Consider the following 24,873-nt stretch of genomic DNA (forward strand, 5'->3'; position numbering starts at 1 on the left):
TGGTGAGGTGAGAGAGATGACGACACTTATGTTTTGGTTGAAAACTTATTGGTATGTACCACTGGTGGTGCTTGTCGGCGGGTTCTTTTTCTGGCAGCAAACTAAGGCAGCACCAGCACAATCCCAGCTGGCCGTTAGTGTTCACACCACTCGCAGTCATGCATCTAATGTTCATGGTCAGTCGACCTCTATAGCGTCCAGCAGGCAAACAAGAAGCAGTACCAGCCGACCAACCCGCGGATTTGTGCATATCAAAGGAGCAGTCCAAAAGCCGGGGTTATATCCGGTTCGTGCTGATACGCGTTGGGATGCGGTGGTTAAAGCCGCTGGTGGGCTCACAGACAAAGCTGATATCAGTCAGGTGAATTTAGCCAAGCTAGCGGTGGATCAAGAAAGTCTTCAGATTCCAGAGAAAGGTGGCGCTGTTGCCACCGCGCCAGCTTCAGTGACTGCCAGCACTGGCGGCACTGCTGGCCAAACAAATGCGACTGCTGGTAGTCGTGCAGTTGTGAATCTAAACACAGCTGATGTTAGCCAACTCCAGACAATCAGCGGCATCGGTCCGAAAAAAGCCGCTGACATTATCAGTTATCGCGATAGTCATGGTGGATTTAAGGATGTGGCCGAATTAAAAGAGGTTCACGGCATTGGCGATAAAACGTTTGAGACTTTAGCACCTCAGCTAACGGTTGGCCCATGAGTGGTCGGTTTATTTTAATGGCAGCAGGTTTGCTTGCTGGTATCTTGATTGGCATTGGGGGATGGTTGCCAGCTTGTTTATTGTTACTTTGGCTACTCGTTAAAACGACTCGCAATCTGGTCATAGTCGTAAGTTTGGCCATTCTCGTTGGGTTAGGACGTGGCTTGATTGATGCCCAGCAGTGGCGGCAACCGCCTGTTCCCCAAGGATCAATTGTGATCCCTGCGACAGCACTCAAACTTAAAGAAGGTTACGCAAGTTTTACTGGTCGAGCAGCTAATGGGGTGATTGTTAGTGGTCGCGGCAGCGTCAATCAGGCCGTCGCTGCCCGACTAAAATCAAATAATCAACCACTCGTGCTGCACGGTCAGCATCAAATAAAACGTCTAGCGCCAGCAAGAAATCAGTTTGAGTTTGATTACGCGACTTATGTTTGGCAAACACAGCAGTTAGCCTACGAGTTAGTGAAACCGCAATTGAATTTCGAGTCAAGGTCGCCACAAAATATAGCAGAGCTAGTTGATGGTTGGCGGGTTCATTTATTTGACTATTTTGAGCAATTGCCAACAAAAGTTCGTCAATATGCAAAAGGCCTATTTCTAGGCCAACTTGATGAAGACTTTTTGACTCAGCGGCAAGCTTTCGTTGACTTAGGGATCTTTCACGTTTTCTCTGTTTCAGGGATGCATCTTTTTGCAATTATTGCCGGTTTATACTGGTTTGCGGCGCGCTTGCGAGTGCCTCAAGGGTTAGTTGATCTGAGTCTAATCGTCCTGCTGCCGTTGTTGTTACTCCTGTTGCCACTTGGTGCTGGATTGTGGCGTGCAGTTTGGATGCGATTGGCCGGTATTGTGAATGATCATTTGCAACTTGGCTTCAGCGGGCTTGACTTATTTAGCTTCGTTTTAATGGTTAATTTATTTTGGCAACCGCGGGTTTTGTTAACCATGGGTGGTCAACTAACTTACCTGTTAACCGGTTTATTAGTGGCGCTTCCTGCCATGCGTTCGTGGCAGCTCAACTGGCGACTGGTACTTGCCAGTATGCCAGTGATTGCTTGGCACACGTTCAGCTTCAATATATTGACGGTTCTTTTTAATTGGCTGTTAATGCCGATCTTTGAACTTGGGGTCATGCCAGGGCTTGCGATCGCGTTGCTTTTGCCACACGCCACCTTGACAGCCACTTTTGACGATGGTTTGCAATTGTTGGAAAATGGCTTAGTTAGTTTAAGCCGTGTACCTGGCCAAATAGTCACTGGCGCTTTTCCAAGTTGGTTAGCGCTTATCGGTGTTGTCGTGATGCTGACGGTGATTGTTGCTAAACGCTGGTTGGCGGCGGCTTGCTGGTTCGTGACTGTCTTTGGCTGGTGTTGGTATCAGCCAAATTATCGGGTGGTCATGTTTGACGTTGGACAAGGGGACGCAATTTTGATTGAAACCCCTTTTCATCAAGGTGCTTTGTTGATTGATACTGGTGGGCGAATTTTCGGGAAGACGACCAATCCACCTGTCCGACGAGCCATTGTGCCATATTTGCATGCTCGCGGCTATGCTCGGCTGGATACCTTATTACTGACGCATCCGGATATGGACCATGTTGGCGATGCCCCGTTGTTATCTCAGCTAATGCCAGTCGGTCGACTGATCACCACAGCGACAAGCGTTCAGCATCAAATGATTCAAAAAGTTGCCAAGCAAGTGCAACATGTGCAGCTCGTGGCGGCTGATGACTGGTTGCGCATTGGACCCGCTAAATTTCAGGTCGTATCACCGAAAGCGCAGACATCCGGCGATCCTACCAAGACAAACGCCGATTCAATTGTGCTCTATGGTAAAATAGGCAACAGCAGTTGGTTGTTAACTGGCGACGCCGAAAAAGAAGCGGAAGAAAAGAATATCATGCCGCGTCAGCTAACGGCCGATTATTTAAAAGTCGGCCATCATGGTTCGAAAACATCAAGTACCCCGGCATTGATCAATAGCTTGCATTTAAAAGCAGCACTTATTTCCGCAGGTGTCGATAATCGGTATGGTCATCCCCATCCAGAAACCCTTGCAACGTTGGCTGCGGCCAACGTTCCATGGGCTAGCACTAGCGAGCGAGGAATGCTGTGGGTTGAGCCGGGGCAAAACAAACAGGAAGATCAGCTTTTTGGCTGGTTACCAACAAAGGAGCAAAGCAGCAATGCAGGTCCGTGATTTTATCAAACATCTTAAGAATGGCGAACGACCGCCGCTGACATTGATTCTCGGTGAAGAATCCGCATTGCGTCAGCAGGCACAACACGCGATAGCCAGCATGATTCCGGAAGATCAACAGGCCATGAACTTTGGCCGCTATGATATGCAGCAAACGCCTGTTGGTGCAGCCTTGAATGATGCGACCTCGATGCCCTTTTTTGGGGATTATCGGGAAGTCGTTATTGACGATCCGTATTTTTTGACAGGCGAAAAAAATGCCGACAAAGTCGATCATGATCTTGCTGGTTTGCAGGCTTATTTTGAGAACCCAGTACCGTCAACGATGATGGTCATCATCGCGCCTTATAAGAAACTTGATGAACGGAAAAGGTTGACCAAGGCATTGAAAAAGGCGGCGCTCATTGTGAATGCAGCACCGCTTGATGAACGGGAGGCGCGTGCTGCTTTAGCCCAAACATTTAAGAAGCACCAAGTGACCATTGATGCACCGGCATTGGATACCCTTGTGCAGCGCACTAACGGCCAGTATTCGATCATGATGGGTGAGGTTCGCAAACTACTGACCTATGCCAGTGATGGCAGCCCGCTGACCGTTGCAGCGGTCGAAGCCCTAGTACCTAAGCAGCTCAATGATCGGGTGTTTGACTTGGTGACTGATGTTTTGCGCAAAAATGCTGCGGCCGCTTTGGCGCTGTATCGTGATTTATTGGCTCAGCGTGAAGAACCCATTCGTTTGAACGCATTGATGCTAGGCCAGTTTCGCCTATTGCTGCAGGTGAAATTATTAGCAAAAAAAGGGTATAGTCAAGGCGATATTGCTGGCACCCTCAAGGCCCATCCATATCGGGTCAAATTAGCCATGCGGCAAGTGGATCGCTTACCTTATCAGCAGCTGGCGATTGCCTACAGTGGCTTGGTTGATACTGAAACAGCAATGAAAACCGGAACTATCGATAAGGCGTTGGCTTTTGAACTATTTATGCTAAAGTACACAGGACAGCAGTCTGGCAAGCATGTGCGCGGTTAAGCAACATCGTGCGGATTGCAAATGATCGTTAGACGCAAAAATCCCCTCGGATAGAAACCCGAGGGGATTTTATTTGGCATGACGCCTTAATTACTTGTTAAGTAGTGCAGAAAGACGACTCTTGTCGCGGCCGGCCTTGTTCTTCTTGATCAGGCCTTTGCTGTTTGCCATGTCGATAGCACGGGCAGCAGCCTTGTAAAGATCCTGACTGTTGTCAGCATTTTGTTCGGTTGCGGTCTTGAACTTCTTAACAGCGGTACGCATTGCGTTCATTTGCGCAATGTTACGTACACGAGCAGCTTCTTGCGTCTTAACGCGCTTGATTGCAGATTTGATTTGTGGCATGAGATGTTCACCTCCAACAGTGGATTATGATAAAACTGCATAAGTTTCAACAGTCGCTATTATACAGAAGGCTTGGGGGCAATGCAATAAAAAGTTGTAAAGGGAAAATGCTTGATAGGCAAAAAGACTTGCAATCATTGGGCAGCTCCGGTAAAGTAAGTAAGTACTTTTGAACCTGATACTTAGTTTAGCGAACCACCGACGCTTTACTCAGTTTCAGGCAATACTCAGAAAGGTGGTACACACAATGGCAATTGAACAAACACAAAAAGATGAAATCATCAAGCAGTATGCACGGCATGATGGGGACACGGGTTCACCCGAAGTCCAAATCGCAGTTTTAACTGCAGAAATTTTGGCCTTGAATGACCATTTGTCCGTTCATAAGAAGGATCATCATAGTTACGTTGGTTTGATGAAGAAGATCGGTCATCGTCGTAACTTGCTTGCATATCTACGTAACAAAGATATTACGCGTTACCGTGATCTGATTAAAGCATTGGGTCTGCGTCGTTAATTTAACTTTGAAAGGTCGCCTTGGCGGCCTTTTTTTGATGGTTACAAACTAGTCTGATTAGAAAGCGGCGTGTGAAAGGCTTTTAAATGTAGTCTGGGAAACGCCATTGTGTTCAAGCCTTTTAGGTGTAGACTATTTGCGACTATGAGCGCGTTATGAAAACCGGAATGCCAGACAAAGGAGTAAGCATCATGGGAGCGGAATACCGTCAACGTTATGAGGATCATTTGTTGAGAATCACGGTTTTAGCAGCGACACATCAGATAACGGTTGTCTTTGCAGCAATGGCTGCTGATCAGTGGGCCGCTGCGGGGATCACTAAAAAAGGAGCAGTGCAGACCGCCGCAGAGGGCATTGCGCTGCCTCTTCAGCAATTAGTGCAGGCGATTGCGATTGGCTTAATTGGTAAAACACCAACCTTATCGTTGTTGCCGTCAGAGTTGCAAAAAACGGTAACCACTATTTTACAAAATCGTGAACTGCTAATGACAGCAACACCGACAGGACTGACGATCATGCCTCAAGTGGCTGGTACAACGGTGGACTTTTGGCTTGCTGGTGATGCCGCGTTTTTATCTGTACCGGATGATCGCTTGCAACCGATAGATTTGAAAGCGTGGGTGCAAAATATCCTACCACAAGCTCATGGCATGGGCTTCGGCCCAGTAACCGGGCAAGCAGCGTTGGCGATCCTAGCCAACGACCGTGGCAAACATCTAGCAGCTGGTTGCTCATCAGAAGTTGCAGTCGTTTTAATGGCGGATCATGAAGTAGCGGCCTATCATCTTGATGCGGCACAGACGAGTGATGCTGGCTATCAGACAGCCGTTGCAGCGGCCAAACAAAATCACCACGTTGTACAACGTTTCTTTGAGAATCACGTTTAGAAAGAAACATCTGTACTTAGGCTCATTTGGCATGAAGTCTTTGAAATGCATCCAATTGCGCTCTATAGGTTTTCCTTCCGTCATGTGGTACACTTGTATAAGAATTTATTCGGCGGAAGCGGGTTTGAGTGATCATCATTGCCGCGCTTCCATAAATTAACCACGAGGTGAAACCATGACGAAGATCAATCTGGTCGCTCTTGGTGGGGTACGTGAAAACGGAAAAAACATGTACGCCGTCGAAGTTGACGACCAAATTTTTGTATGCGATTTTGGGTTAAAATACCCTGATAATGAGTTACTTGGCATTGATGTTGTTATCCCTGATTTTAGTTATTTAACTGAAAATGCTGATCGGATTGCCGGGATTTTCCTGAGCCACGGACATGCGGATGCGGTTGGTGCCTTACCATATTTTTTGGTGGAACATCCTGTGCCAGTTTTTGGCTCGGAATTGACGATCGCGATGGCCAAGGTATTCATGCAACATGATGCTCAGGCTAAAAAGTTCAAAGACTTTCATGTGATTGATGAGAAGTCGGTCATTGATTTTGGCGATGTGTCTGTCTCCTTCTTTAGGACAACACATAGTATTCCCGGATCGTTAGGGATCGATATTGAAACCAGCGAAGGTCAGATTGTTTATACCGGTGATTTCAAATTTGACCCCAGTGCCACACCGATGTATCAAACTGATTGGGCGCGCTTGGCACAGATTGGGAATAAAAAGGTATTGGCCTTGCTTTCGGATTCGGCCAATGCGGAATCTCCTTATCCAAATGCTAATGAACATGAAATTTATGATCACATTAAAGAAACATTCGAGTATCAGGATGGCCGGATCATTGTTGCCGGTGTTGCCAGCAACATTCAGCGCATTCAGCAGGTTATTAATGCGGCCGCTTCGCTCGGACGACGCGTCGTTTTGACCGGCCGAGATGTTGAAAAAGTAGTCAAGACTGCAATTCGCATGGACTACATCAAGCTGCCGAATGAGGACGTCCTTGCTAAAACCAAGGAACTCAAAGCGCTTGCCCCAGAAAAAACGGTTATTTTGGAAACTGGTCGTATGGGTGAACCGATGAAGTCCTTGCAACGCATGGCGACTTCTCGGCATCGTTTGATTCACATTCATGAAGGTGATTTAGTCTTTATTACGACCACCATCGCCCATGCCATGGAAACCATGGCAGCACGTACGAAAGACATGATTTATCGTGCTGGCGGAGATGTGAAAGTGCTTGGGGATGATATTCATTCATCTGGCCATGCCTACAAAAACGATCTTCAGCTCATGATCGACTTGTTAAAACCTCAATATCTTGTGCCAGTGCAAGGCGAATACCGTCTGATGGCTGCTCACGCGGAGATTGCGCATGAAGCCGGTATCCCAACTGCCAATATCTTTATTGTTGGAATGGGCGACATTTTACGTTATGAAAAAGGTAAAATGACTGCATCGGGTCATGTCAATGCAGGTAACACCATGATTGACGGGATCGGAGTCGGTGATATTGGCAATATCGTTTTACGAGATCGTAAAATGCTTGCGGAAGACGGCATTTTCATTGCAGTTGTGACGATTGATCGCAAGAAAAAACGCGTCGTATCAAAGCCGAAAGTCACGAGTCGCGGATTCGTTTATCTGAAGACCAGTCGTGATCTGCTTGCCGAAAGCGGCACACTAGTGACTGATACGGTCCAAAAGAACTTGGACAACAAAGAATTCGACTGGACACATTTGAAGCAGGATGTCCGCGATAAACTTAGTCGTTTTCTGTTTGAACAGACGAAACGCCGCCCAGTTATCCTGCCGGTCATTATGGAAGTTAATCAAAATAGCGCCAAGCGCCAATAATCAAAAAGAAAATTCGGATCACCATTTCCGAATTTTTTATTTTTGCAGTGATGACACGCTTTCTACAGCACGACAGGAGGGTTCTTATGGCAAAAATGGTTTCATTACCGGATAATGAAAAACGTCATTTTGACATCGGCGAGCAGGCTTTGCAGAAGGGCAATTATGCTTCGGCAGCGGCTCATTTTGAAAAAGCCTATGAAGCAGATCAATCGTATGCAATTGCCCAACCGTTGGCCGCAAGTTTGAATGGCTTGAAGCAGTTTCACGAAAGCTTAAATGTGATGTTGCCACACTATCAAGCTTTCATGCAGACAGACGCAGACGTTCAGTTAATGTTGGATGCTTGGTTAGGGACACTCAATTTTGTCATGGCACGTGGCATGTTGCGCCATTTTGATGCGGTGCGGCGCGCTACTTTTGACCGACAAATTGACGCTGCCGAGGCACTTGCTTTAAGTAGCCATGGTGAACAGATTGCTTCATTGGTGCGAAAAATCAGCCATCTCGGCGGCTTTTCGCGGCAGGAGCAGCAAGATTTGTTCAGCCAAATTGGCATTTTGCCAAAAGCGGCGTTAGTTGAAGCAGCTGTGCCTAATTTGGCCGATCAAACGGTTCCTGTTGCGATGCGCGTGTCTTTGCTAGATTTGTTGACAAGTATCAGTTATAACCAACCTGTCAGATATCAGGCATATGACCGCATTGAAACCCTTGTGCCAAATGAGTTGCCTGGAATGGCGGAGGAAAAAAGCGGACCGGCCATTTTGACGCAGTTGCAAGCTGCCTTGGGCGATGATGATCAGGAACTAGGGACGGCATTGGTTCAGATGGCGCGGGTGCAAATTGCCTTTCTCTATCCCGATATTGACCGTCTGATTCCAGATCCAGCTGCATTCGTCCAAGCTTATTTGGATCATCATCAAGGCAAAAGCACGGTATTTGATCAACTTTTTGCATGGCAGACCGCCGAAACGGCAAAATTGTCGGAACAGGCGTAACGATACGTTTTCACTGTAAATGAAAGAAACTTGACGCTATCTGTTTACAAAGTGAAATTGACCATGTATACTCATTGCTGGAATTCATTTCCAGCGTAGATATTTGTTTTGGTATTTACGCTCAAATGTAGTACACTTAAACGTAAAGGATTATCAGGGTACACAAGGTATCCTGTATTCTTACGAAAAATACAGGAGGTTCGTTTTTTCATGGCTGAAAAAGAACACTATGAACGCACAAAGCCCCACGTAAACATTGGTACGATCGGGCACGTTGACCACGGTAAGACTACTTTGACCGCGGCTATCACTAAGGTATTGTCAGAAAAGGGCCTTGCCAAAGCGCAAGACTACGCTTCTATCGATGCTGCTCCAGAAGAAAAGGAACGTGGCATCACAATCAACACCGCCCACGTTGAATATGAAACCGAAAAGCGCCACTACGCACATATTGATGCGCCAGGGCATGCTGACTACGTTAAGAACATGATCACCGGTGCTGCACAGATGGATGGTGCGATCTTGGTTGTTGCGGCAACTGATGGCCCAATGCCACAGACCCGAGAGCATATCTTGTTGGCTCGTCAGGTCGGCGTTGATTACATCGTTGTTTTCCTGAACAAGACAGACTTGGTTGACGATCCAGAATTGATCGACTTGGTTGAAATGGAAGTCCGGGAACTGCTCAGCGAATACGATTATCCTGGTGATGATATTCCTGTTATCCGTGGTTCTGCTCTGAAGGCCCTTGAAGGCGATCCAGAACAGGAAAAGGTTATCATGGAATTGATGGATACCATCGATGAATATATCCCAACACCTGTTCGTGAAACAGACAAGCCTTTCTTGATGCCTGTTGAAGATGTCTTCACCATCACTGGTCGTGGTACAGTTGCTTCTGGCCGTATCGATCGTGGGACGGTTAAGATTGGTGACGAAGTTGAAATCATCGGCTTGAAGCCAGATGTTATCAAGTCTACCGTTACTGGTCTTGAAATGTTCCGTAAGACCTTGGATCTTGGTGAAGCCGGCGATAACGTTGGTGTCTTGCTTCGTGGTGTTAACCGCGAACAAGTTGAACGTGGCCAAGTTTTGGCAAAGCCAGGTTCAATCCAATTGCACAACAAGTTCAAGGGTGAAGTTTATATCTTGACAAAAGAAGAAGGTGGCCGTCATACGCCATTCTTCTCAAACTATCGTCCGCAGTTCTACTTCCACACCACTGATGTTACCGGTGTGATTGAATTGCCAGATGGCGTTGAAATGGTTATGCCTGGCGATAACGTTACTTTCGAAGTTGACCTGATTGCTCCGGTTGCTATCGAAAAAGGTACCAAGTTCACCGTCCGTGAAGGTGGCCGTACTGTTGGTGCCGGCGTTGTTTCCGAAATCCTTGACTAATTTCTGAATATACGCATGAACCCGCAAGCTTGCTTGCGGGTTTTTTCGTGCAGGAACGCCTGAGCAGGCTCGGTTTCTGGGCCTTCTCACGCGCTTCTCCAATGTAAGGTCATCCGGGCCCATGACTGAGTACCGTTAGATCCAAATTCAAAGCTGCACCAAGCCACTTGGCGAAACGCGATCAAAAACACAAATATGGTCATTTATCCTGACTGATTAAGCCTCCAGTCAACCGCGGTCAACGCCGGCACTGGACCTTCACTAGCATACGATGAGTGACCAAGCTTTTTCATCGCCAAAACATGACGACTGTTATATGATAGATGTTCACGAAAAGACAGAGCGTGAGCTGATGTGTTCAGAAATCTGAGCATAAGCGGCCTAGGTCATGACACTCAAGGTGCTTATGGGCAGGTATTTGCACCAGTGAACACGTTTAAGGAGGAGCCACCTATGAAACGATCCACCACATGGCGCATGTTGGCGTTTTTCTGGCGTCAACTTGCGGATATGAAGCGTCAATTGATTCGAATTATAGTGGCGCTAGTGGGCGTTGCCGTTGCACAATATGCGATTCCACGCCTGTCACAGTATGTCATTGACCGCGTGATTCCGAGCCGGGCTGTCTCAACACTGGTGCTCACAATTTTTCTGGCTTTAGGCCTGACTGCTTTGGCTGGCTTGCTGAATGCGCTCAGCACATATTGGATTGGACAGGTTAGTTTAAGCGCGATCGCCCGTATGCGTGACGCTTTATTTCGGCATACGTTGGGACTTGACATGCATTATTTCGAGACAAGTAAAACCGGGGACTTAATGGTTGTTTTAACCAGTGATGTCAACACCTTGCAGCGTTTAATCTCAAGCAACACCTTGGGTCTGTTCGGAAGTATGCTGAGCTTTTTTGTCGTGCTGGTGTTGATGCTGATTCAAAACTGGCAGCTCACGGCGCTGATTTTGCTTACGTTTCCTGTTTTGTTCGTTTTGAATAATATTTTTGTGCGCCGAATTCGCGCTGCTTATCGGCGGGTGCGGACCAGTTCGGGTGTGATGAATAACCAAATTCAACAAGCTTTGACGAGCATTGGGCTTATCAAGAGTTTCACAACTGAAAAAGCAACCGCGAATACTTTTGAAAACGTTAATGAGCAGAACCGCGATAATCAACTGACAGCAACACGTCTTGGAGCAACTTTTTCGCCGATTACTGATTTCGTTAACTATCTTGGTACGGCGATCATTTTAGGATTTGGTGCATTTCAGGTAATGCATGGGCAATTCACAGTCGGGCTAATTGTCGCCTATACAGCTTATCTGGGTATTCTTCAAGCACCGATTCGCCAAGTGAACGGCTTGATTCAACAATTGCAGCAAGCAACGGTTTCTTTTGAGCGGATTGAAACACTGCAGGCGGCGGTGCCGCGGGTGGTATCTCCGCCAAATGCGATCAAGTTAGCGCGTTTTCATGATCGCATTCAATTCGATCACGTCGGCTTTAGCTATGATCCGTCAGTACCTGTGCTTAAGAATATTGATTTTTCACTTGCTAAAGAACAGGTGATTGCATTGGTCGGATCTTCAGGTGCAGGGAAGACGACCATTACGAACTTGCTGGATCGATTTTATGATCCGACAGAAGGAAAAATTACGCTTGATGGGGTCGATCTTCGCCAAGCTGACTTAGAGAGCTTGCGGCAACAGATTGCGATTGTTTCGCAAGATGTGATTCTATTAGATGGTACGATCAAGAAGAATCTTGAATACGGTACACCAAATGCTAGTGAAGCGGCTATTTGGCAAGCCGCCGAAGCCGCCAACATTGCAACGTTTATTCGCGAATTGCCTGATGGTCTTGCCACTCAAGTTGGTGAACGGGGGATTCGTTTATCAGGCGGTTAAAAGCAGCGAATTGCCATTGCTAGAGTCTTTCTGAAAAATGCGCCAATTGTTATTTTGGATGAAGCCACGGCTGCCCTAGACAATGAGTCAGAGCAATTTGTGCAGGCTAGTTTTGATCGGTTGATGGCGGATCGTACGTCATTAGTGATCGCCCACCGTCTGTCAACCGTCCGCCATGCGGACAATATTCTCGTACTGGAACATGGCGAGATTGTCGAATCTGGTACTCATGACCAACTGATGGCGCAAAACGGTCGTTATAAAGAACTTTATGATTTGCAATTTACTTGATAATTGCAGTTAGCTGGAAAGCTTAAAAATCGGAATCTATCGCTTCAAAGCTCTCAGGGCGGGGGAATGTGAAAAAAAGCGACGCTGATGTCGCCTTTTTTGGCCACAACATTTACATTCAAGTGGGTTTCGGGTATCATACATTAAGTATGCAATGTGAAATTGCGAGACTAATTGTCGGAGGTACAGCATGTCTGCAAAATGGAAAAAAAAGGGCACCAATGATGGTGAGCTCACCTTTGAAATCGATTTACCACAAATTCAACAAGGTTTAGACCAAGCGTTTCAACGTGTTCGCAAGAACTTGACGGTTCCTGGGTTCCGTAAAGGCAAAGTTAGCCGCACCGTGTTCAAACGGATGTATGGCGACGCTGCACTTTATGAAGATGCTTTGAACATCTTGCTGCCAGACGCTTATGAAGCAGCCGTTAAGGAATCCGGTATTGATCCGGTTGACCAGCCGCAAATCAACGTTGATTCTATGGACGAAGGCAAACCTTGGGTCATCAAGGCAACCGTTACGGTTAAGCCAGAAGTCACACTTGGCCAGTATAAGGGTCTTGAAGTGCCAAAGCAGAACGTTGAAGTTTCTGCAAAGGATATTGACGCTGAATTGGAAAAGCGTCGCGAACAGCAGGCTGAACTCGTTGTTAAAGACGACAAAGCAGCTGAAAATGGCGATACCGTTGTGATCGACTATGTCGGGACAATTGATGGGACGGAATTTGACGGCGGCTCTTCCAAGAACTATAGCTTGGAATTAGGGTCAAACTCATTCATTCCTGGCTTTGAAGAACAACTTGTTGGTCACAAATCTGGTGATGAAGTGACCGTTAATGTCACCTTCCCAGAAGACTACAAGGCAGCTGATTTGGCTGGTAAAGCAGCCGAATTCAAGACCACGATCCATGAAGTCAAAGTTAAGGAATTGCCTGCATTGGATGACGACTTTGCGAAGGATCTTGATGATGATGTTGATACCCTTGATGAATTGAAAGCAAAAATCAAGAAGGAATTGACCGATCAGCGTGAGGAAGCTGCAAAGAATGCCGTTCAGGAAGCTGCCATCAAGGAAGCTACTGACAATGCGACGATCAAAGAAGTGCCAAATGCGATGATCGAGCAAGAAGTGCATAATCAGATGGATCAATATCTTGGCAACATGCAACGCCAAGGGATCTCACCAAAAATGTACTATCAATTAACTGGTACATCAGAGGATGATTTGCACAAGCAGTTTGAGGCTGATGCAGCTATGCGTGTTCGGACAAACTTAGTCCTTGAAGCCATCGTGAAGGCCGAAGATATTCAGCCAACCGAAGACCAAGTGAACGAAGAAGTCAAAAACTTGGCTTCTGAATACAACATGGACGAAAAGGCCGTTCGTAAGGCTTTGAGTGAAGATATGCTCAAACATGATATTGGTGTCAAACAAGCCATTGATATCATCACGGACAGTGCAAAAGAAGTCGAATCAGCTAAAGATGATGCTGACAAAGAAGCTTCTGACGCCAAGGCTGACAAATAGTTTGCCGTTTCCACGTAAAAGAGACGATCCCCGATCGTCTCTTTTGTTGTATGAACGCGTTTTTAGCGTATACTTGACGTTATTCTTTTAGCAGAAAGAAAGGCAAGTTATTTGACAAAATGGTGGGTGTGCTTCCGCTAGTCGGCACTTGACGCTTCTGTTAGAATGAAGGTATCAAGAAAGGGTTGAATCAGATGTTTGACAACGTCGAAACGACGGGTCCAGTTACTTGTTCTTTTTGTGGCAAGTCACAGGATCAAGTGAAGAAAATCGTTGCTGGCCCTGGGGTTTATATTTGTAATGAATGCATTGACCTCTGCAAAGAGATCATTGATGAAGAATTTAAAGAAGAAGCCTATCAGAATCTGCTTGAAGTGCCTAAGCCAGTCGAGATCATGAAGACGCTCAATGAGTATGTCATTGGTCAAGATGCCGCGAAGAAAGCTTTGTCGGTTGCGGTTTATAATCATTATAAACGAGTTAACCAAATGCAGACTGCAACGAAAGATGACACCGAACTGCAGAAAAGTAATATTGCGTTGATCGGGCCGACCGGTTCCGGTAAGACTTTCCTTGCCCAGACATTAGCCAAAATTTTGAACGTGCCATTTGCAATCGCCGATGCCACCACACTGACCGAGGCTGGTTATGTGGGGGAAGATGTTGAAAACATCTTGCTTAAATTGCTTCAAAATGCAGACTATGATGTTGAGCGTGCTGAAAAAGGGATCGTCTATATTGACGAAATCGATAAGATCGCTAAGAAGGCAGAAAATGTTTCCATTACCCGTGATGTTTCGGGTGAAGGGGTTCAGCAAGCCTTATTGAAGATCTTAGAAGGCACGATTGCCAACGTACCGCCGCAGGGTGGCCGAAAGCACCCGCAGCAAGAGTTCATCCAGATCGATACCACTAACATTCTCTTTATTGTTGGCGGTGCTTTTGATGGTATCGAAAATATCGTCAAGAACCGGATTGGTGAAAAGACGATCGGGTTTGGAACGGATTCAAACGAGCAAGTTGATCCGGATAAGTCACTGATGCAGCAAATTATTCCAGAAGATTTGATGCAATTTGGGATTATTCCTGAATTCATTGGCCGTATTCCGATTTTAGCCGCGCTTGAGAAGCTGAATGAAGACGATCTGGTACGGATTTTGACCGAACCGAAGAACGCCTTGGTCAAGCAGTATCAAAAGCTGCTGAGCTTGGATGATACCGACTTGGAATTCACCCCGAATGCTTTAAAGGCGATTGCCCATCAGGCAATTGTGCGCGACACTGGCGCCCGTGGTTTGCGGTCCATTATGGAAGCCATCATGCAGGATACCATGTTTGACTTACCAAGCCGCAGCGATGTTGACAAAGTTGTCGTGACCAAGTCAGCTGTTGAAGGTAAGGCTAAGCCACAACTGGTCTTAACCAAGGGCCGTGAAGCTTCTTAAAACGCAACTGTCATGAAAGCATCAAGCGAAAAGCTTGGTGCTTTTTTTGACTATTAAAAAATTCTTTTGAGGTTAGCCACGGCTGTGTTTGCGGATAAGGTGTCACCCGAATCACGACCGGTTTCTCCGGCGAGGCTGCGTAAAATATGCTAAACTATTTGAAGCGGTGTTGTGTTTAGACATCACGTTGAGGTAAAGGCAAGAGGAGGCCGTTTGAGATGGACGTGCATGACGTCAAATTAACTATTAGTGCGGTTGCGGCCGCTCAGTATCCCGAGGACGGTCATCCAGAGATCGCTTTTTTGGGCCGCAGTAATGTCGGCAAGTCATCACTGATCAATAAACTGATTCAGCGCAAAGCCATGGCACGCACTTCTGGTGTGCCAGGTAAAACGCAGACATTGAATTTCTATGATCTTGATAGTCGACTCTTTTTTGTTGATGTACCCGGATATGGATATGCTAAGGTCAGCAAAACCGCACGAGCGAAGTTCGCCGCCATGATTGAGACTTATCTGACGACGCGGCAACCATTGCGCGGTATTGTTTTGCTGGTCGACAGTCGGCATGAGCCTACTGCTGATGACATCAGTATGTATCAGTATTTAAAATATTATCAGCTCAGAACACTGGTGGTGGCCACCAAAATTGATAAGACGCCAAAAAGTAAACGGCTGCATGTGGCCAAACAGATCAAACAGCGACTTGATTTGAATCAGACCGACGATGTGATTCTATTTTCGGCAACAACTGGTGAAGGTTATGAGGCTGTCTGGTCTTGGCTTGAACAAACGGCTGGCTTGGAGGGAAGATAAAGCATGAATTTCAATGACTATCAGCAAAAAGCAAATCGCACCTTAGCTGGCAATGAACACGTTTTGACTAACCTGTCATTAGGGTTGGCAAGTGAAAGCGGCGAAGCGATCGATTTAATCAAGAAATATACATTTCAGGGACAGGATCTTGATAAAGTCAAGCTGCAACATGAGCTAGGCGATGTGTTGTGGTATTTATCACAGATTGCTTTGTGGGCAGACATTGATTTTGATGATGTTGCAACGAGTAACCTTCAGGAATTGGCGAAACGCTACCCACAAGCCAAAAAATAATCGGTTTCTAGGTATGAAAAAAGCGAAGTGCGTGGGCACTTCGCTATTTCTTTGCTTCTTTTTCTGTTTTTTCTTTGGCCTTCTTGGCCAACTTGTCGTGGTGTTTTGGATCTGGCCCGGTTGCGTTCTCCTTATCACCAGGCAGACTGGCAAACTTATCGAACATGTCATTCAGGTTGGTTTGTGTGTTGATTTTCAGTGCCATGCACGCCACCCCTTTCCTTGCTGAAAGTATAGCATCAACACTGGGGCGCGTCTAGGTAAGTCGCCCGAACAAAAAAATCTGAAAAAATATGAATGCATATTGCATAAAAATCAATTTGAGTGTATAGTACACTCTTGTAATCAAGGAGGGTATTATGAAGCATTTGAGACGCTGGTTGATCGCTTTAGTCGCTGTTTTTGCGGCTGTTGTGACATTGAATATGCAAACGGTCCATGCTGATGACAGCTTGGCCAAGGTTCAACAAAAAGGTACGTTGGTGATGGGCACGAGCCCTGATTATGCGCCGTATGAATTTTTAGTCAACAAGAATGGCAAGAATCAAGTTGTTGGCATGGATGTTGAAGTTGCGCGTAAGATTGCCAAGGATCTGGGTGTAAAGCTGGTCATTAAACAGATGAACTTTAACTCACTTCTGGTCGCCTTGCAGACGGGTAAGGTCGACATGGTGTTGGCGGCGATGTCACCGACGAATGCCCGACGGAAGTCAGTTGACTTTTCAAATACGTACTACAAGTCTGGACAAGACATTTTGGTCAACAAAACGGATGCTAAGATCTACAAAGATCATAAAAGTTTTGCGAACAAGAAAGTCGGCGTCCAGAATGGCAGCTTGCAAGAGACGTTAGCGAAAACACAGATGAAGACGAGTTCCACATTGGGCTTGACTAAGGTCACCGACCTGATTTTGGCGTTGAAGACACATAAGGTAGCTGGTGTTGTCGCTGAAGGTGCGGTAGCGAAGGCTTACACGTCAAATGATGATTCGTTAGTTGAGATTCCCGGTCACTTCAACTTATCAAGCGACACAGTCGGTACCGCGATAGGGTTTGCTAAGAACTCTGATTCATTAGTGGCAGCCGCCAACAAGAGCTTGGCAGAGATTAAGCAAAAAGGTTTAATTAACCAGTATCTCAAAACTGCTGGCAGTTACATGAAAACCAATACTGAAGATACCAGTATGATCCATTACTGGACCTACTTCCTAAAAGGGGTCGAGTATACGCTGTTGATTAGTGCTATTGGTGCTTTCTTCGGGGTTCTACTCGGCACGATCTTCGCCTTGCTGCGGTTGAGCAAGAATAAACTGTCACATTTAATAGGTGTGTCATACATTGAGTTCGTTCGTGGCACTCCGCTGATGATTCAAGTCATGTTTGTCTATTTCGGCATAGGGATCTTCATTGATATTCCTGCGCTAATAGCAGGGTTGATTGCTGTTTCCTTGAACTCGGCGGCGTATGTGGCTGAAATTATCCGTAGCGGGATCGATAGCATTCCAGTTGGGCAAACAGAAGCTGCCCGTTCGCTCGGTCTGTCAGAGCGGCAGACGATGATAAGCGTTGTTTTACCACAAGCAATCAAGAATATTTGGCCAGCGCTTGGTAACGAATTTATCTCCTTGATTAAGGAAAGCTCGATTGTTTCCATTATCGGGGTTACCGATCTGATTTATCAGTTAACGGTTGTCCAAACCGCGACATACAAGGGAGTTCAACCAATCCTTGTCGCGATGGTCCTCTACTTTGTTCTGACATTCGGGCTGTCCAAGCTCTTGAGTCATTTTGAAAGGAAGATGAATCATGCAGCATAAACCTTTAATCCAAATCAATCACCTCACCAAAAAGTTTGGCGACAATGTTGTTTTGAACGATATCACCGAAACCATTGACAAAGGCGATGTGATCGTTGTTATCGGTGCTTCCGGTGGTGGGAAAAGTACCTTCCTGCGTAGCCTGAATTTACTGAATCGACCAACAAAAGGGGAAATCCTTTTTGAAGGTACTGATTTAGTTGGTTTGAGCGAGAAAGAGCTGGATAATGTCCGAGAAAAAATGGGAATGGTGTTCCAAAGTTTTAATTTGTTCCCCAATATGACAGTTTTGGAAAACATTAAACTCGCACCACTTAAAGTCAAAGCTGTGACCGATGAAGAAGCAACCAAAACAGCCAAAGAAATCTTGGATCAAGTTGGCTTAGCCGAAAAGGCAGATGCTTATCCATCCAGTCTTTCCGGTGGTCAGCAACAGCGTGTCGCTATTGCTCGTGCATTAGCGATGCATCCTGATGTCATGCTGTTTGATGAACCAACCAGTGCCTTGGATCCTGAAATGGTTGGCGAAGTTCTGAAAGTTATGCAGGATTTGGCTAAAACCGGGATGACCATGGTTGTTGTGACCCACGAAATGGGCTTCGCCCGTAGTGTGGCCGATGAAGTATGGTTTATGGATGGCGGCAAAATCCTTGAAAAGGGGACGCCAGAACAACTGTTCGAACACCCGCAAGAAGAACGGACACAAGACTTCCTATCCAAGATTCTTGCCCAATAAGCAAAAACACCTCACCCAGCAGCTGGTAAGCGGCACTGGTTGAGGTGTTTTTGGTGTGAAGTGACCATTGCTAAGTGGGGGCAGTCATGCCATCACTGATCAAAGCCGCTTGCTTGCAATCTATTTTTAGAATCTTTATAATGTTAGGCGAACATTTGTTTTATAAGGAGATTACGATGGCCTCAGCACACATTGAACACAAGTTATCGTTGCTGCCAGATCTGCCTGGCAGTTATCAAATGAAGGATATCAACGGCAAAATTATTTATGTCGGCAAGGCCAAAAACCTGAAAAATCGGGTGCGGTCTTATTTCAAGAGTTCACACGACGGTAAAGTTGCGGCGATGGTGTCACAGGTAGCGGATTTTGATTTCATTGTGACTTCAACTGACAAAGAAGCCTTTTTGCTCGAAATTACGCTGATTCAAAAATATCAGCCGTATTACAACATTAAGTTGAAAAAAGGGACTGGCTATCCGTACATTAAAATTACTCATGAACGCGATCCGAAGATTGAAATCACTGGTACTATCCGTAAAGATGGCGGTTATTACTTTGGGCCATACCCAAATGTCTATGCAGCGCAAAAAACCATGCATTTTATCCAGAAGGTTTATCCATTGCGGCGCTGTAACGGCTATCAAGGCAGACCGTGCTTGTATTATCACATGGGTCAGTGTCTGGGTGCCTGCTTCCGGACTGTTCCGGAAAAGGAATACACGGACCAAATTGAACGTATTAAGCGCTTCTTGAATGGGAACGTTGGCAAGGCTAAAGCCAGTTTGACGGCTAAAATGGAGCGGGCTGCGAAAAATCTTCAATTTGAGCGAGCCGCAGAAATTCGGGATCAACTGCATTATATTGAACAGACGGTGGAGAAGCAGAAAATTATTTCACACGACAATACAACGCGTGATTTGTTCAATTTTTATATGGATAAGGGCTGGATCAGTATCCAGGTCTTCTTTATTCGTCAAGCACGTTTAATGAAACGTGAGTCACGACTTTTTCCAGTGGTGAACACTGCTAAAGAAGAATTCGAATCATTTATTTTACAGTTTTACAGCCGCAAGAATAATGTGAAACCACGCGAAGTTCTCGTACCTGCTGGGCTTGATAATAAAGTACTGGCAGATATCCTAGAGATTCCAGTTAGAACGCCACAGCGCGGTGAAAAACGGGACTTGATGGCCTTGGCTGCTAAGAACAGTCAAATTAAGCTTGAAGACAAATTCCGTTTAATGGAATTGGATAATCGTACCACGATTGGCGCGATGAAAGAGCTGATGGCCGCTTTGAACTTGCCAATGGGGCATGTGGCTGAGGCATTCGACCACAGTCACATTCAAGGAGCTGATCCAGTGTCGGCGATGGTGCAGTTTGTGGATGGCCAGCCAGCTAAGAACAATTATCGAAAGTACAAGTTGGATGCTGACAAAACGCATAATGGCGCAGATGAGGCGGCTAATACGCGAGAAGTCATTCGCCGGCGCTATACCCGGTTGTTAAAGGAGCGTGCACCGTTACCAGATTTGATCTTGATGGATGGCGGCGAGATTGAAATGAACGCAGCCAAGGATGTTTTGGAAAACGAACTCAACCTTGATATTCCCGTGGCAGGGATGGTCAAAAATAATAAGCATAAAACGGCAGCATTGTTATTTGGCAATGCTGATCAGCTGATTAATCTTGATCCTAAGTCGCAAGGCTTTTACCTGCTTGAACGGATTCAGGATGAGGTGCATCGTTTTGCGATTACTTTCCATCGGCAGCTGCACGCCAAGAACTCGTTGGCCTCTCGATTAGAAGGTATCAAGGGGGTCGGGCCCAAGACGCGGCTGAAGCTGTTACGGAAATTCAAGACGATCAATAAGATTAAAGAAGCTCCCCTGGAAGATATTCAGGAGCTAGGAATTTCTAAAAAAGTTGCGCAGGCATTGAAGCTGTCGCTGACGGCAGAGCCGACACCAGCTCGGCGGGTTTAATCAAATCGTAGGAGCGTTTAGGACATCGTTCATAACCATCAGTAAGAACAAACAATCTTGAGATTTAAAGATCTAGTGCCAAGGCGAAGCAAATTGTAGGCCAGATGGGGCTCAGCCGTGCAAACAGCACAGCGACGGGCTCTGGAGCTGATGTTGTTAGGCGACTTCGAGACCGCGGGCTTTGCGGGCTCGAAGCGCCGTCTCCGCTCTAGCTACGCGTCGCCACCTCATCTGGTCGGAGATTGCGGAGTTTGGCACGGCAAGCGAATTTTTTGGCTAGGAATTTAACGCACCACAAGCTCTTATGTGGAATTCCGGTTCGGTCTCACGGCACAAAAAAGCTTGGCGACATTGATCGCCAAGCTTTTTGCTTACTTATTTATTTTCTTTTGCGACTGGCCGCCAGAAGCCGAGGATTAAGGCGGCAATGATGGTCCCAATCAGAAGTGACATGATGAAGCCAAGTTTCTGGTTGGTTAGCAGCAAGGCAACAACGCCACCATGAGGAGCAGGGACGTTGACGTGCCATAACTGGGTCAAACCGCCAGCAATAGCTGAGCCGATGACTGAGCTGCCAATGATATGCAGCGGGTCAGTAGCAGCAAATGGGATCGCGCCTTCAGTGATGAAGGTCAGGCCAAGTGCATAGTTAGAAAGACCAGCGTTGCGTTCTTGCAAGGTGAATTTCTTCGGGAAGAAGGTTGAAGCAACCGCAATGGCCAAAGGTGGAATCATGCCACCAATCATAACCGCGGCCATCCACCGACCATCTTTAAAGCCGGATGCTTGATAGACACCGATGGCAAATGTATAAGCGGCTTTGTTGAAAGGACCGCCCATATCGATACTCATCATGGCGGCTAGAATGACGCCAATCAGAATCGCATTACCAGTACCCATGCCTTCAAGGAAGCTGATCAATGCGCCATTGATAGCGGCGAAAATCGGGTTGATGATGAAGAACATCAGCAGACCCATGATGGCAAGGCCGATGACTGGATAGAGCAGGATCGTGCGCATACCGTCAAGTGAATGTGGCATTTTGCTGAGCAGCTTCTTCAAGCCAACGATCATCCAACCAGCTGCGAACCCAGCAACCAGACCGCCTAAGAAGCCAGCTGGGTTTTGAGCCTTCACAACGGAGGCCGTTGCAACGGTGGCCATATAACCACCGACGAACCCAGGCATCAACGCAGGCCGATCGCCAATTGATTCAGCAATGTAGGCCGCTAAAACGGGTACTAAGAAGCTAAAGGCAAAGGTTCCCAAGTTGTTGGTGAAGGTGAACCACATCGATGTCTTGCCCAGCCATTGTTCGAGGATGAACGAGATCGCCATGATAATCCCACCGCCGACAACAAATGGCAGCATGTTTGAAACACCATTCATCAGGTCTTTGTAGATGCGATTCCATAAAGTGCCGCCAGAAGCTTCTTCACTGGCCGCATCACTGTTATCGGTGCCTGCAGCATGAAAGACTTGGCCTTTGCCTTGAAGCGTTTCTTCAATCAATTCTTCAGGCTTTTTAATGCCGTCAATGACCGGCCGATTGAGCAACTTTTTGCCGTTAAACCGATCCATTGCTACCTTTTTGTCGGCAGCGACAATGACACCAGCTGCTCGATTGATATCGGAATCGGTCAGTTTGTGCTTAATACCTTCAGAGCCATTTGTTTCGACTTTGATATCGACACCGAGCTTTTCCGCTGTTTCTTTCAAGGCTGCCTCAGCCATGTAGGTGTGGGCAATCCCTGTTGGGCAAGCAGTGACCGCTACGATAAATGGCCGTTCCTGGCGCTTTTCTGCCTTGAACTCCGCTTGCTTGTCAGCTTTTTCTTGTTCTTCCTGAGCCTTTTCCTTGGCTTCTTCAGCTTTATCTTTAGCCTCTTTTTCAGCTTGCGCCTTACCAAACAAGGCTAAAACATCATCCGGTGTCTTCGCTTGTTTAAGATCTGCCACGAGCTTCGGGTTGATGAGCAGGGAAGATAATGCTGCAAGTGCTGCCAGATGTTCGTTATTGGCACCTTCAGGGGCAGCAATCATGAAGAATAAGTGAACCGGCTGGCCGTCTAAGGCGTTAAAGTCAACGCCCTGATCGCTTTTGGCGAAAAGAACGGTTGCTCGAGTAACCGCACTGTCTTTAGCATGCGGCATTGCAATGCCTTCGCCAATCCCAGTCGTTGATTCGGCTTCACGCTTCAGAATATCTTGGCGATACTCGTTTTCGTCGGTCACAATACCTTCTTCATGGTATTTAGCGACCATTTCATCAATCACAGCCTCTTTGGACGTTCCTTTGAGGTCCATGATCATGACATTTTTTAGTAGTAAATCACGAATGTCCATTTTGTCCTCCTAAACTTCAGTTATACTAATTGTTTGTTTCACTTCAGCGATTTTGTCAGCGGTGGCAAGATCTTCAGAAAAAGCGGTCGCGGAACCGCAGGCAATGCCGACTTTAAAGCTTTCCAACGTGTCATGTGTCTGCGCAAATGTGCCGGTAAAACCAGCTAACATACTATCGCCTGCGCCGACGGAATTAACCGCTGGCTGCTTAGGAACGGTGCCATGCCAAGCGTGATCTTGGTCGATCATTAAGGCCCCGGCCCCCGCCATGGAGATCAAGACATGCTGAGCGCCAAGACCAAGTAGGCGGCGACCAGCTTTGATGATGGCATCTGTGCTTGTATATTCTGGATCGCCGAACAATGCTGCTAATTCATGGTGATTAGGTTTGACGACAAGGGGATGGTCAGGCAATGTGTCGAGTAACGCTTGACCAGTGGTGTCGATGACAAAATCAGCCTTGTGGGCATGAATCACCGGAATCAGATCCCGATAGAAAGTGTTAGGCAAGCCTTTTGGTAAACTGCCAGACATGACGACGACATCGCCGGCTTCAAGTTTGTCTAATTTATTTTTGAAGGCGGCAATTTCAGCAGCGTCAATGGTAGGACCGCTTGCATTGAGTTCAGTTTCGGATGCTGCTTTAAGTTTGACGTTGATTCGTGTATCACCAGCAGTTTTTGTGAAGTCACAAGGCATGTCAATCGCATCGAGCCGATCTTGGATAAAGGTACCGGTAAAACCGCCCAAAAAGCCCCAAGCAGTTGTTGGCAGGCCTAATGTTTGCAAAATTCGACTCACATTGATGCCTTTGCCGCCTGGTAATTTAACGGCGTGCGTAAGTCGATTGACAGCGCCAAGTTCAAGTTCCGGTAACTCGATCACATAATCAATCGAAGGGTTGAGCGTTACTGAATAGATCAAGAATGAACCTCCTTAATATTTTCAAATCGCTGATAACTGGTTGGGAGTCCTTGTAATGAACTTGTCAGGATCGTGGCATCGGAGATATCAGCAAAGCGGACGAAACTGACTTGCTCAAATTTACTTGGATCCGCCAGAATGACAGGTTTACTGGCTTGGTGAATGGCCAATCGCTTGATCACAGCTTCTTCTGGATCAGGCGTAGTGAGACCAAACTCAGGATGAACGCCGTTAGTTCCAATAAAGGCAACATCAAACCGATAATGGTTCAAGGCTTCAGCCGTCGTGGCGCCAATCAACGCTTTGGTTGTGGGCTTGACCATGCCGCCCAGCATGAGTGTAGAGATTTGATAATCAGCTAACAAAGAAGCGTTATCAACCCCCGTTGTAATGACTGTGACACCAATGTCGGCCAAAAAAGGAATTAATTGTGCTGTTGTGGTTCCAGCATCTAAAAAGATCAGATCATCGGGCTCAATCTGACGAACGGCTGCCTGCGCGATCGTTTGCTTGGCGCGCAAATTCTGCGCAGATTTGCTCGCGACATCCGGTTCATCGCCGAGGCCATTGATGCGCTTGGCGCCGCCGTGAATGCGTTTGAGCTCACCTGCTGCCTCTAGCTCGTCCAAGTCGCGGCGAATCGTGGATTCAGAAGCATCAAGAGCAGCCATAAGTGCCTTAGATTTGATGACGGTATGCTGTTGCAATTGGGCAAGAATATATTGCCGACGTTCTTCTGTAAGCACTTTCGTTTCACCTCGTTCTTCATTATACTGATGAAACCGTCAAAAGCAACCTAAAACGTGCAAAAACATTCAACAACTGTCATTACCCCGACTGAAGCGGCATATTGTCA

General features: G+C 46.6%; 20 protein-coding genes and 1 pseudogene. 16 read left to right on the forward strand and 5 right to left on the reverse strand.

What is annotated here, in order from left to right:
* The first annotated feature begins 16 nt into the window (after positions 1-16).
* From LBPC_RS06560 to holA, 3 genes are read left to right on the forward strand one after another with little or no spacing between them, the layout of a single operon-like run.
* Complete coding sequence (locus LBPC_RS06560) at positions 17-700, forward strand: helix-hairpin-helix domain-containing protein (protein WP_003660993.1); 684 nt, start codon at positions 17-19, stop codon at positions 698-700.
* Positions 697-2,901, forward strand: a complete 2,205-nt coding sequence (locus LBPC_RS06565) for a DNA internalization-related competence protein ComEC/Rec2 (RefSeq protein WP_003565259.1) — start codon at positions 697-699, stop codon at positions 2,899-2,901. Before LBPC_RS06560 ends, LBPC_RS06565 begins: the two co-directional genes overlap by 4 nt.
* Positions 2,888-3,931, forward strand: a complete 1,044-nt coding sequence (gene holA / locus LBPC_RS06570; RefSeq protein ID WP_003660992.1) for a DNA polymerase III subunit delta — start codon at positions 2,888-2,890, stop codon at positions 3,929-3,931. Before LBPC_RS06565 ends, holA begins: the two co-directional genes overlap by 14 nt.
* A gap of 90 nt (positions 3,932-4,021) precedes the next feature.
* On the opposite strand, the gene rpsT is transcribed toward holA, so the two are convergent.
* The gene (gene rpsT, locus LBPC_RS06575; protein ID WP_003565265.1) at positions 4,022-4,276 is read right to left on the reverse strand and encodes a 30S ribosomal protein S20; all 255 of its coding nucleotides are present in this window, start codon (positions 4,274-4,276) and stop codon (positions 4,022-4,024) included.
* Positions 4,277-4,523: 247 nt separating this feature from the next.
* Between rpsT and rpsO the strand changes: the two genes are divergently transcribed.
* The 10 genes and pseudogenes from rpsO (at position 4,524) to LBPC_RS06625 (ending at position 16,209) form a co-directional block, all read left to right on the forward strand.
* On the forward strand, positions 4,524-4,793 hold the full coding sequence (gene rpsO / locus LBPC_RS06580) for a 30S ribosomal protein S15 (RefSeq protein ID WP_003565267.1): 270 nt from the start codon (positions 4,524-4,526) through the stop codon (positions 4,791-4,793).
* Positions 4,794-4,984: 191 nt separating this feature from the next.
* Positions 4,985-5,680, forward strand: coding sequence for a hypothetical protein (locus tag LBPC_RS06585; protein ID WP_016365665.1), 696 nt, complete (start codon positions 4,985-4,987; stop codon positions 5,678-5,680).
* A 175-nt stretch (positions 5,681-5,855) separates the two neighbouring features.
* Positions 5,856-7,538 (forward strand): ribonuclease J, encoded by a 1,683-nt coding sequence (locus LBPC_RS06590; RefSeq protein WP_003565271.1) that lies wholly within the window; start codon positions 5,856-5,858, stop codon positions 7,536-7,538.
* Between the two features lie 86 nt (positions 7,539-7,624).
* Positions 7,625-8,536, forward strand: a complete 912-nt coding sequence (locus tag LBPC_RS06595) for a hypothetical protein (protein WP_003579029.1) — start codon at positions 7,625-7,627, stop codon at positions 8,534-8,536.
* Positions 8,537-8,746: 210 nt separating this feature from the next.
* On the forward strand, positions 8,747-9,937 hold the full coding sequence (gene tuf, locus LBPC_RS06600) for an elongation factor Tu (RefSeq protein ID WP_003565275.1): 1,191 nt from the start codon (positions 8,747-8,749) through the stop codon (positions 9,935-9,937).
* Between the two features lie 453 nt (positions 9,938-10,390).
* Positions 10,391-12,127, forward strand: a pseudogene (locus LBPC_RS06605) (ABC transporter ATP-binding protein).
* Between the two features lie 190 nt (positions 12,128-12,317).
* Positions 12,318-13,655, forward strand: a complete 1,338-nt coding sequence (gene tig / locus LBPC_RS06610; protein WP_003660984.1) for a trigger factor — start codon at positions 12,318-12,320, stop codon at positions 13,653-13,655.
* 194 nt (positions 13,656-13,849) lie between these two features.
* Positions 13,850-15,100: an ATP-dependent Clp protease ATP-binding subunit ClpX gene (gene clpX / locus LBPC_RS06615; RefSeq protein ID WP_003565281.1), complete on the forward strand. Its 1,251-nt coding sequence runs from the start codon at positions 13,850-13,852 to the stop codon at positions 15,098-15,100.
* Between the two features lie 218 nt (positions 15,101-15,318).
* Positions 15,319-15,915: a ribosome biogenesis GTP-binding protein YihA/YsxC gene (gene yihA, locus LBPC_RS06620; protein ID WP_003660982.1), complete on the forward strand. Its 597-nt coding sequence runs from the start codon at positions 15,319-15,321 to the stop codon at positions 15,913-15,915.
* A gap of 3 nt (positions 15,916-15,918) precedes the next feature.
* A complete protein-coding gene (locus LBPC_RS06625; RefSeq protein ID WP_003565285.1) occupies positions 15,919-16,209 on the forward strand; it encodes a nucleoside triphosphate pyrophosphohydrolase family protein in 291 nt (96 codons plus the stop codon).
* A gap of 43 nt (positions 16,210-16,252) precedes the next feature.
* On the opposite strand, the gene LBPC_RS16985 is transcribed toward LBPC_RS06625, so the two are convergent.
* On the reverse strand, positions 16,253-16,414 hold the full coding sequence (locus tag LBPC_RS16985) for an SPJ_0845 family protein (protein ID WP_003565287.1): 162 nt from the start codon (positions 16,412-16,414) through the stop codon (positions 16,253-16,255).
* Between the two features lie 154 nt (positions 16,415-16,568).
* Here LBPC_RS16985 and LBPC_RS06635 point away from each other — a divergent pair, with 154 nt between their 5' ends.
* The 3 genes from LBPC_RS06635 to uvrC all read left to right on the forward strand — a co-directional run bounded on the left by LBPC_RS06635 (position 16,569) and on the right by uvrC (position 20,747).
* Complete coding sequence (locus LBPC_RS06635; protein WP_003565289.1) at positions 16,569-18,026, forward strand: ABC transporter substrate-binding protein/permease; 1,458 nt, start codon at positions 16,569-16,571, stop codon at positions 18,024-18,026.
* A complete protein-coding gene (locus LBPC_RS06640) occupies positions 18,016-18,762 on the forward strand; it encodes an amino acid ABC transporter ATP-binding protein (protein ID WP_003565291.1) in 747 nt (248 codons plus the stop codon). The genes LBPC_RS06635 and LBPC_RS06640 overlap by 11 nt, the downstream gene beginning before the upstream one ends.
* A 176-nt stretch (positions 18,763-18,938) precedes the next feature.
* The gene (uvrC, locus tag LBPC_RS06645) at positions 18,939-20,747 is read left to right on the forward strand and encodes an excinuclease ABC subunit UvrC (protein ID WP_032780936.1); all 1,809 of its coding nucleotides are present in this window, start codon (positions 18,939-18,941) and stop codon (positions 20,745-20,747) included.
* Positions 20,748-21,122: 375 nt separating this feature from the next.
* Here uvrC and LBPC_RS06650 read toward each other — a convergent pair whose 3' ends face one another.
* From LBPC_RS06650 to LBPC_RS06660, 3 genes are read right to left on the reverse strand one after another with little or no spacing between them, the layout of a single operon-like run.
* Positions 21,123-23,093, reverse strand: coding sequence for a PTS fructose transporter subunit IIABC (locus LBPC_RS06650; protein WP_003590641.1), 1,971 nt, complete (start codon positions 23,091-23,093; stop codon positions 21,123-21,125).
* Between the two features lie 9 nt (positions 23,094-23,102).
* A complete protein-coding gene (gene pfkB, locus LBPC_RS06655) occupies positions 23,103-24,017 on the reverse strand; it encodes a 1-phosphofructokinase (RefSeq protein ID WP_003565298.1) in 915 nt (304 codons plus the stop codon).
* Positions 24,014-24,763, reverse strand: a complete 750-nt coding sequence (locus LBPC_RS06660) for a DeoR/GlpR family DNA-binding transcription regulator (RefSeq protein ID WP_003565300.1) — start codon at positions 24,761-24,763, stop codon at positions 24,014-24,016. Before LBPC_RS06660 ends, pfkB begins: the two co-directional genes overlap by 4 nt.
* Positions 24,764-24,873: the final 110 nt, after the last annotated feature.

Origin of the sequence: Lacticaseibacillus paracasei subsp. paracasei, from assembly GCF_000829035.1 — a bacterium.
In the GTDB taxonomy this organism is placed as follows: Bacteria; Bacillota; Bacilli; order Lactobacillales; family Lactobacillaceae; genus Lacticaseibacillus; species Lacticaseibacillus paracasei.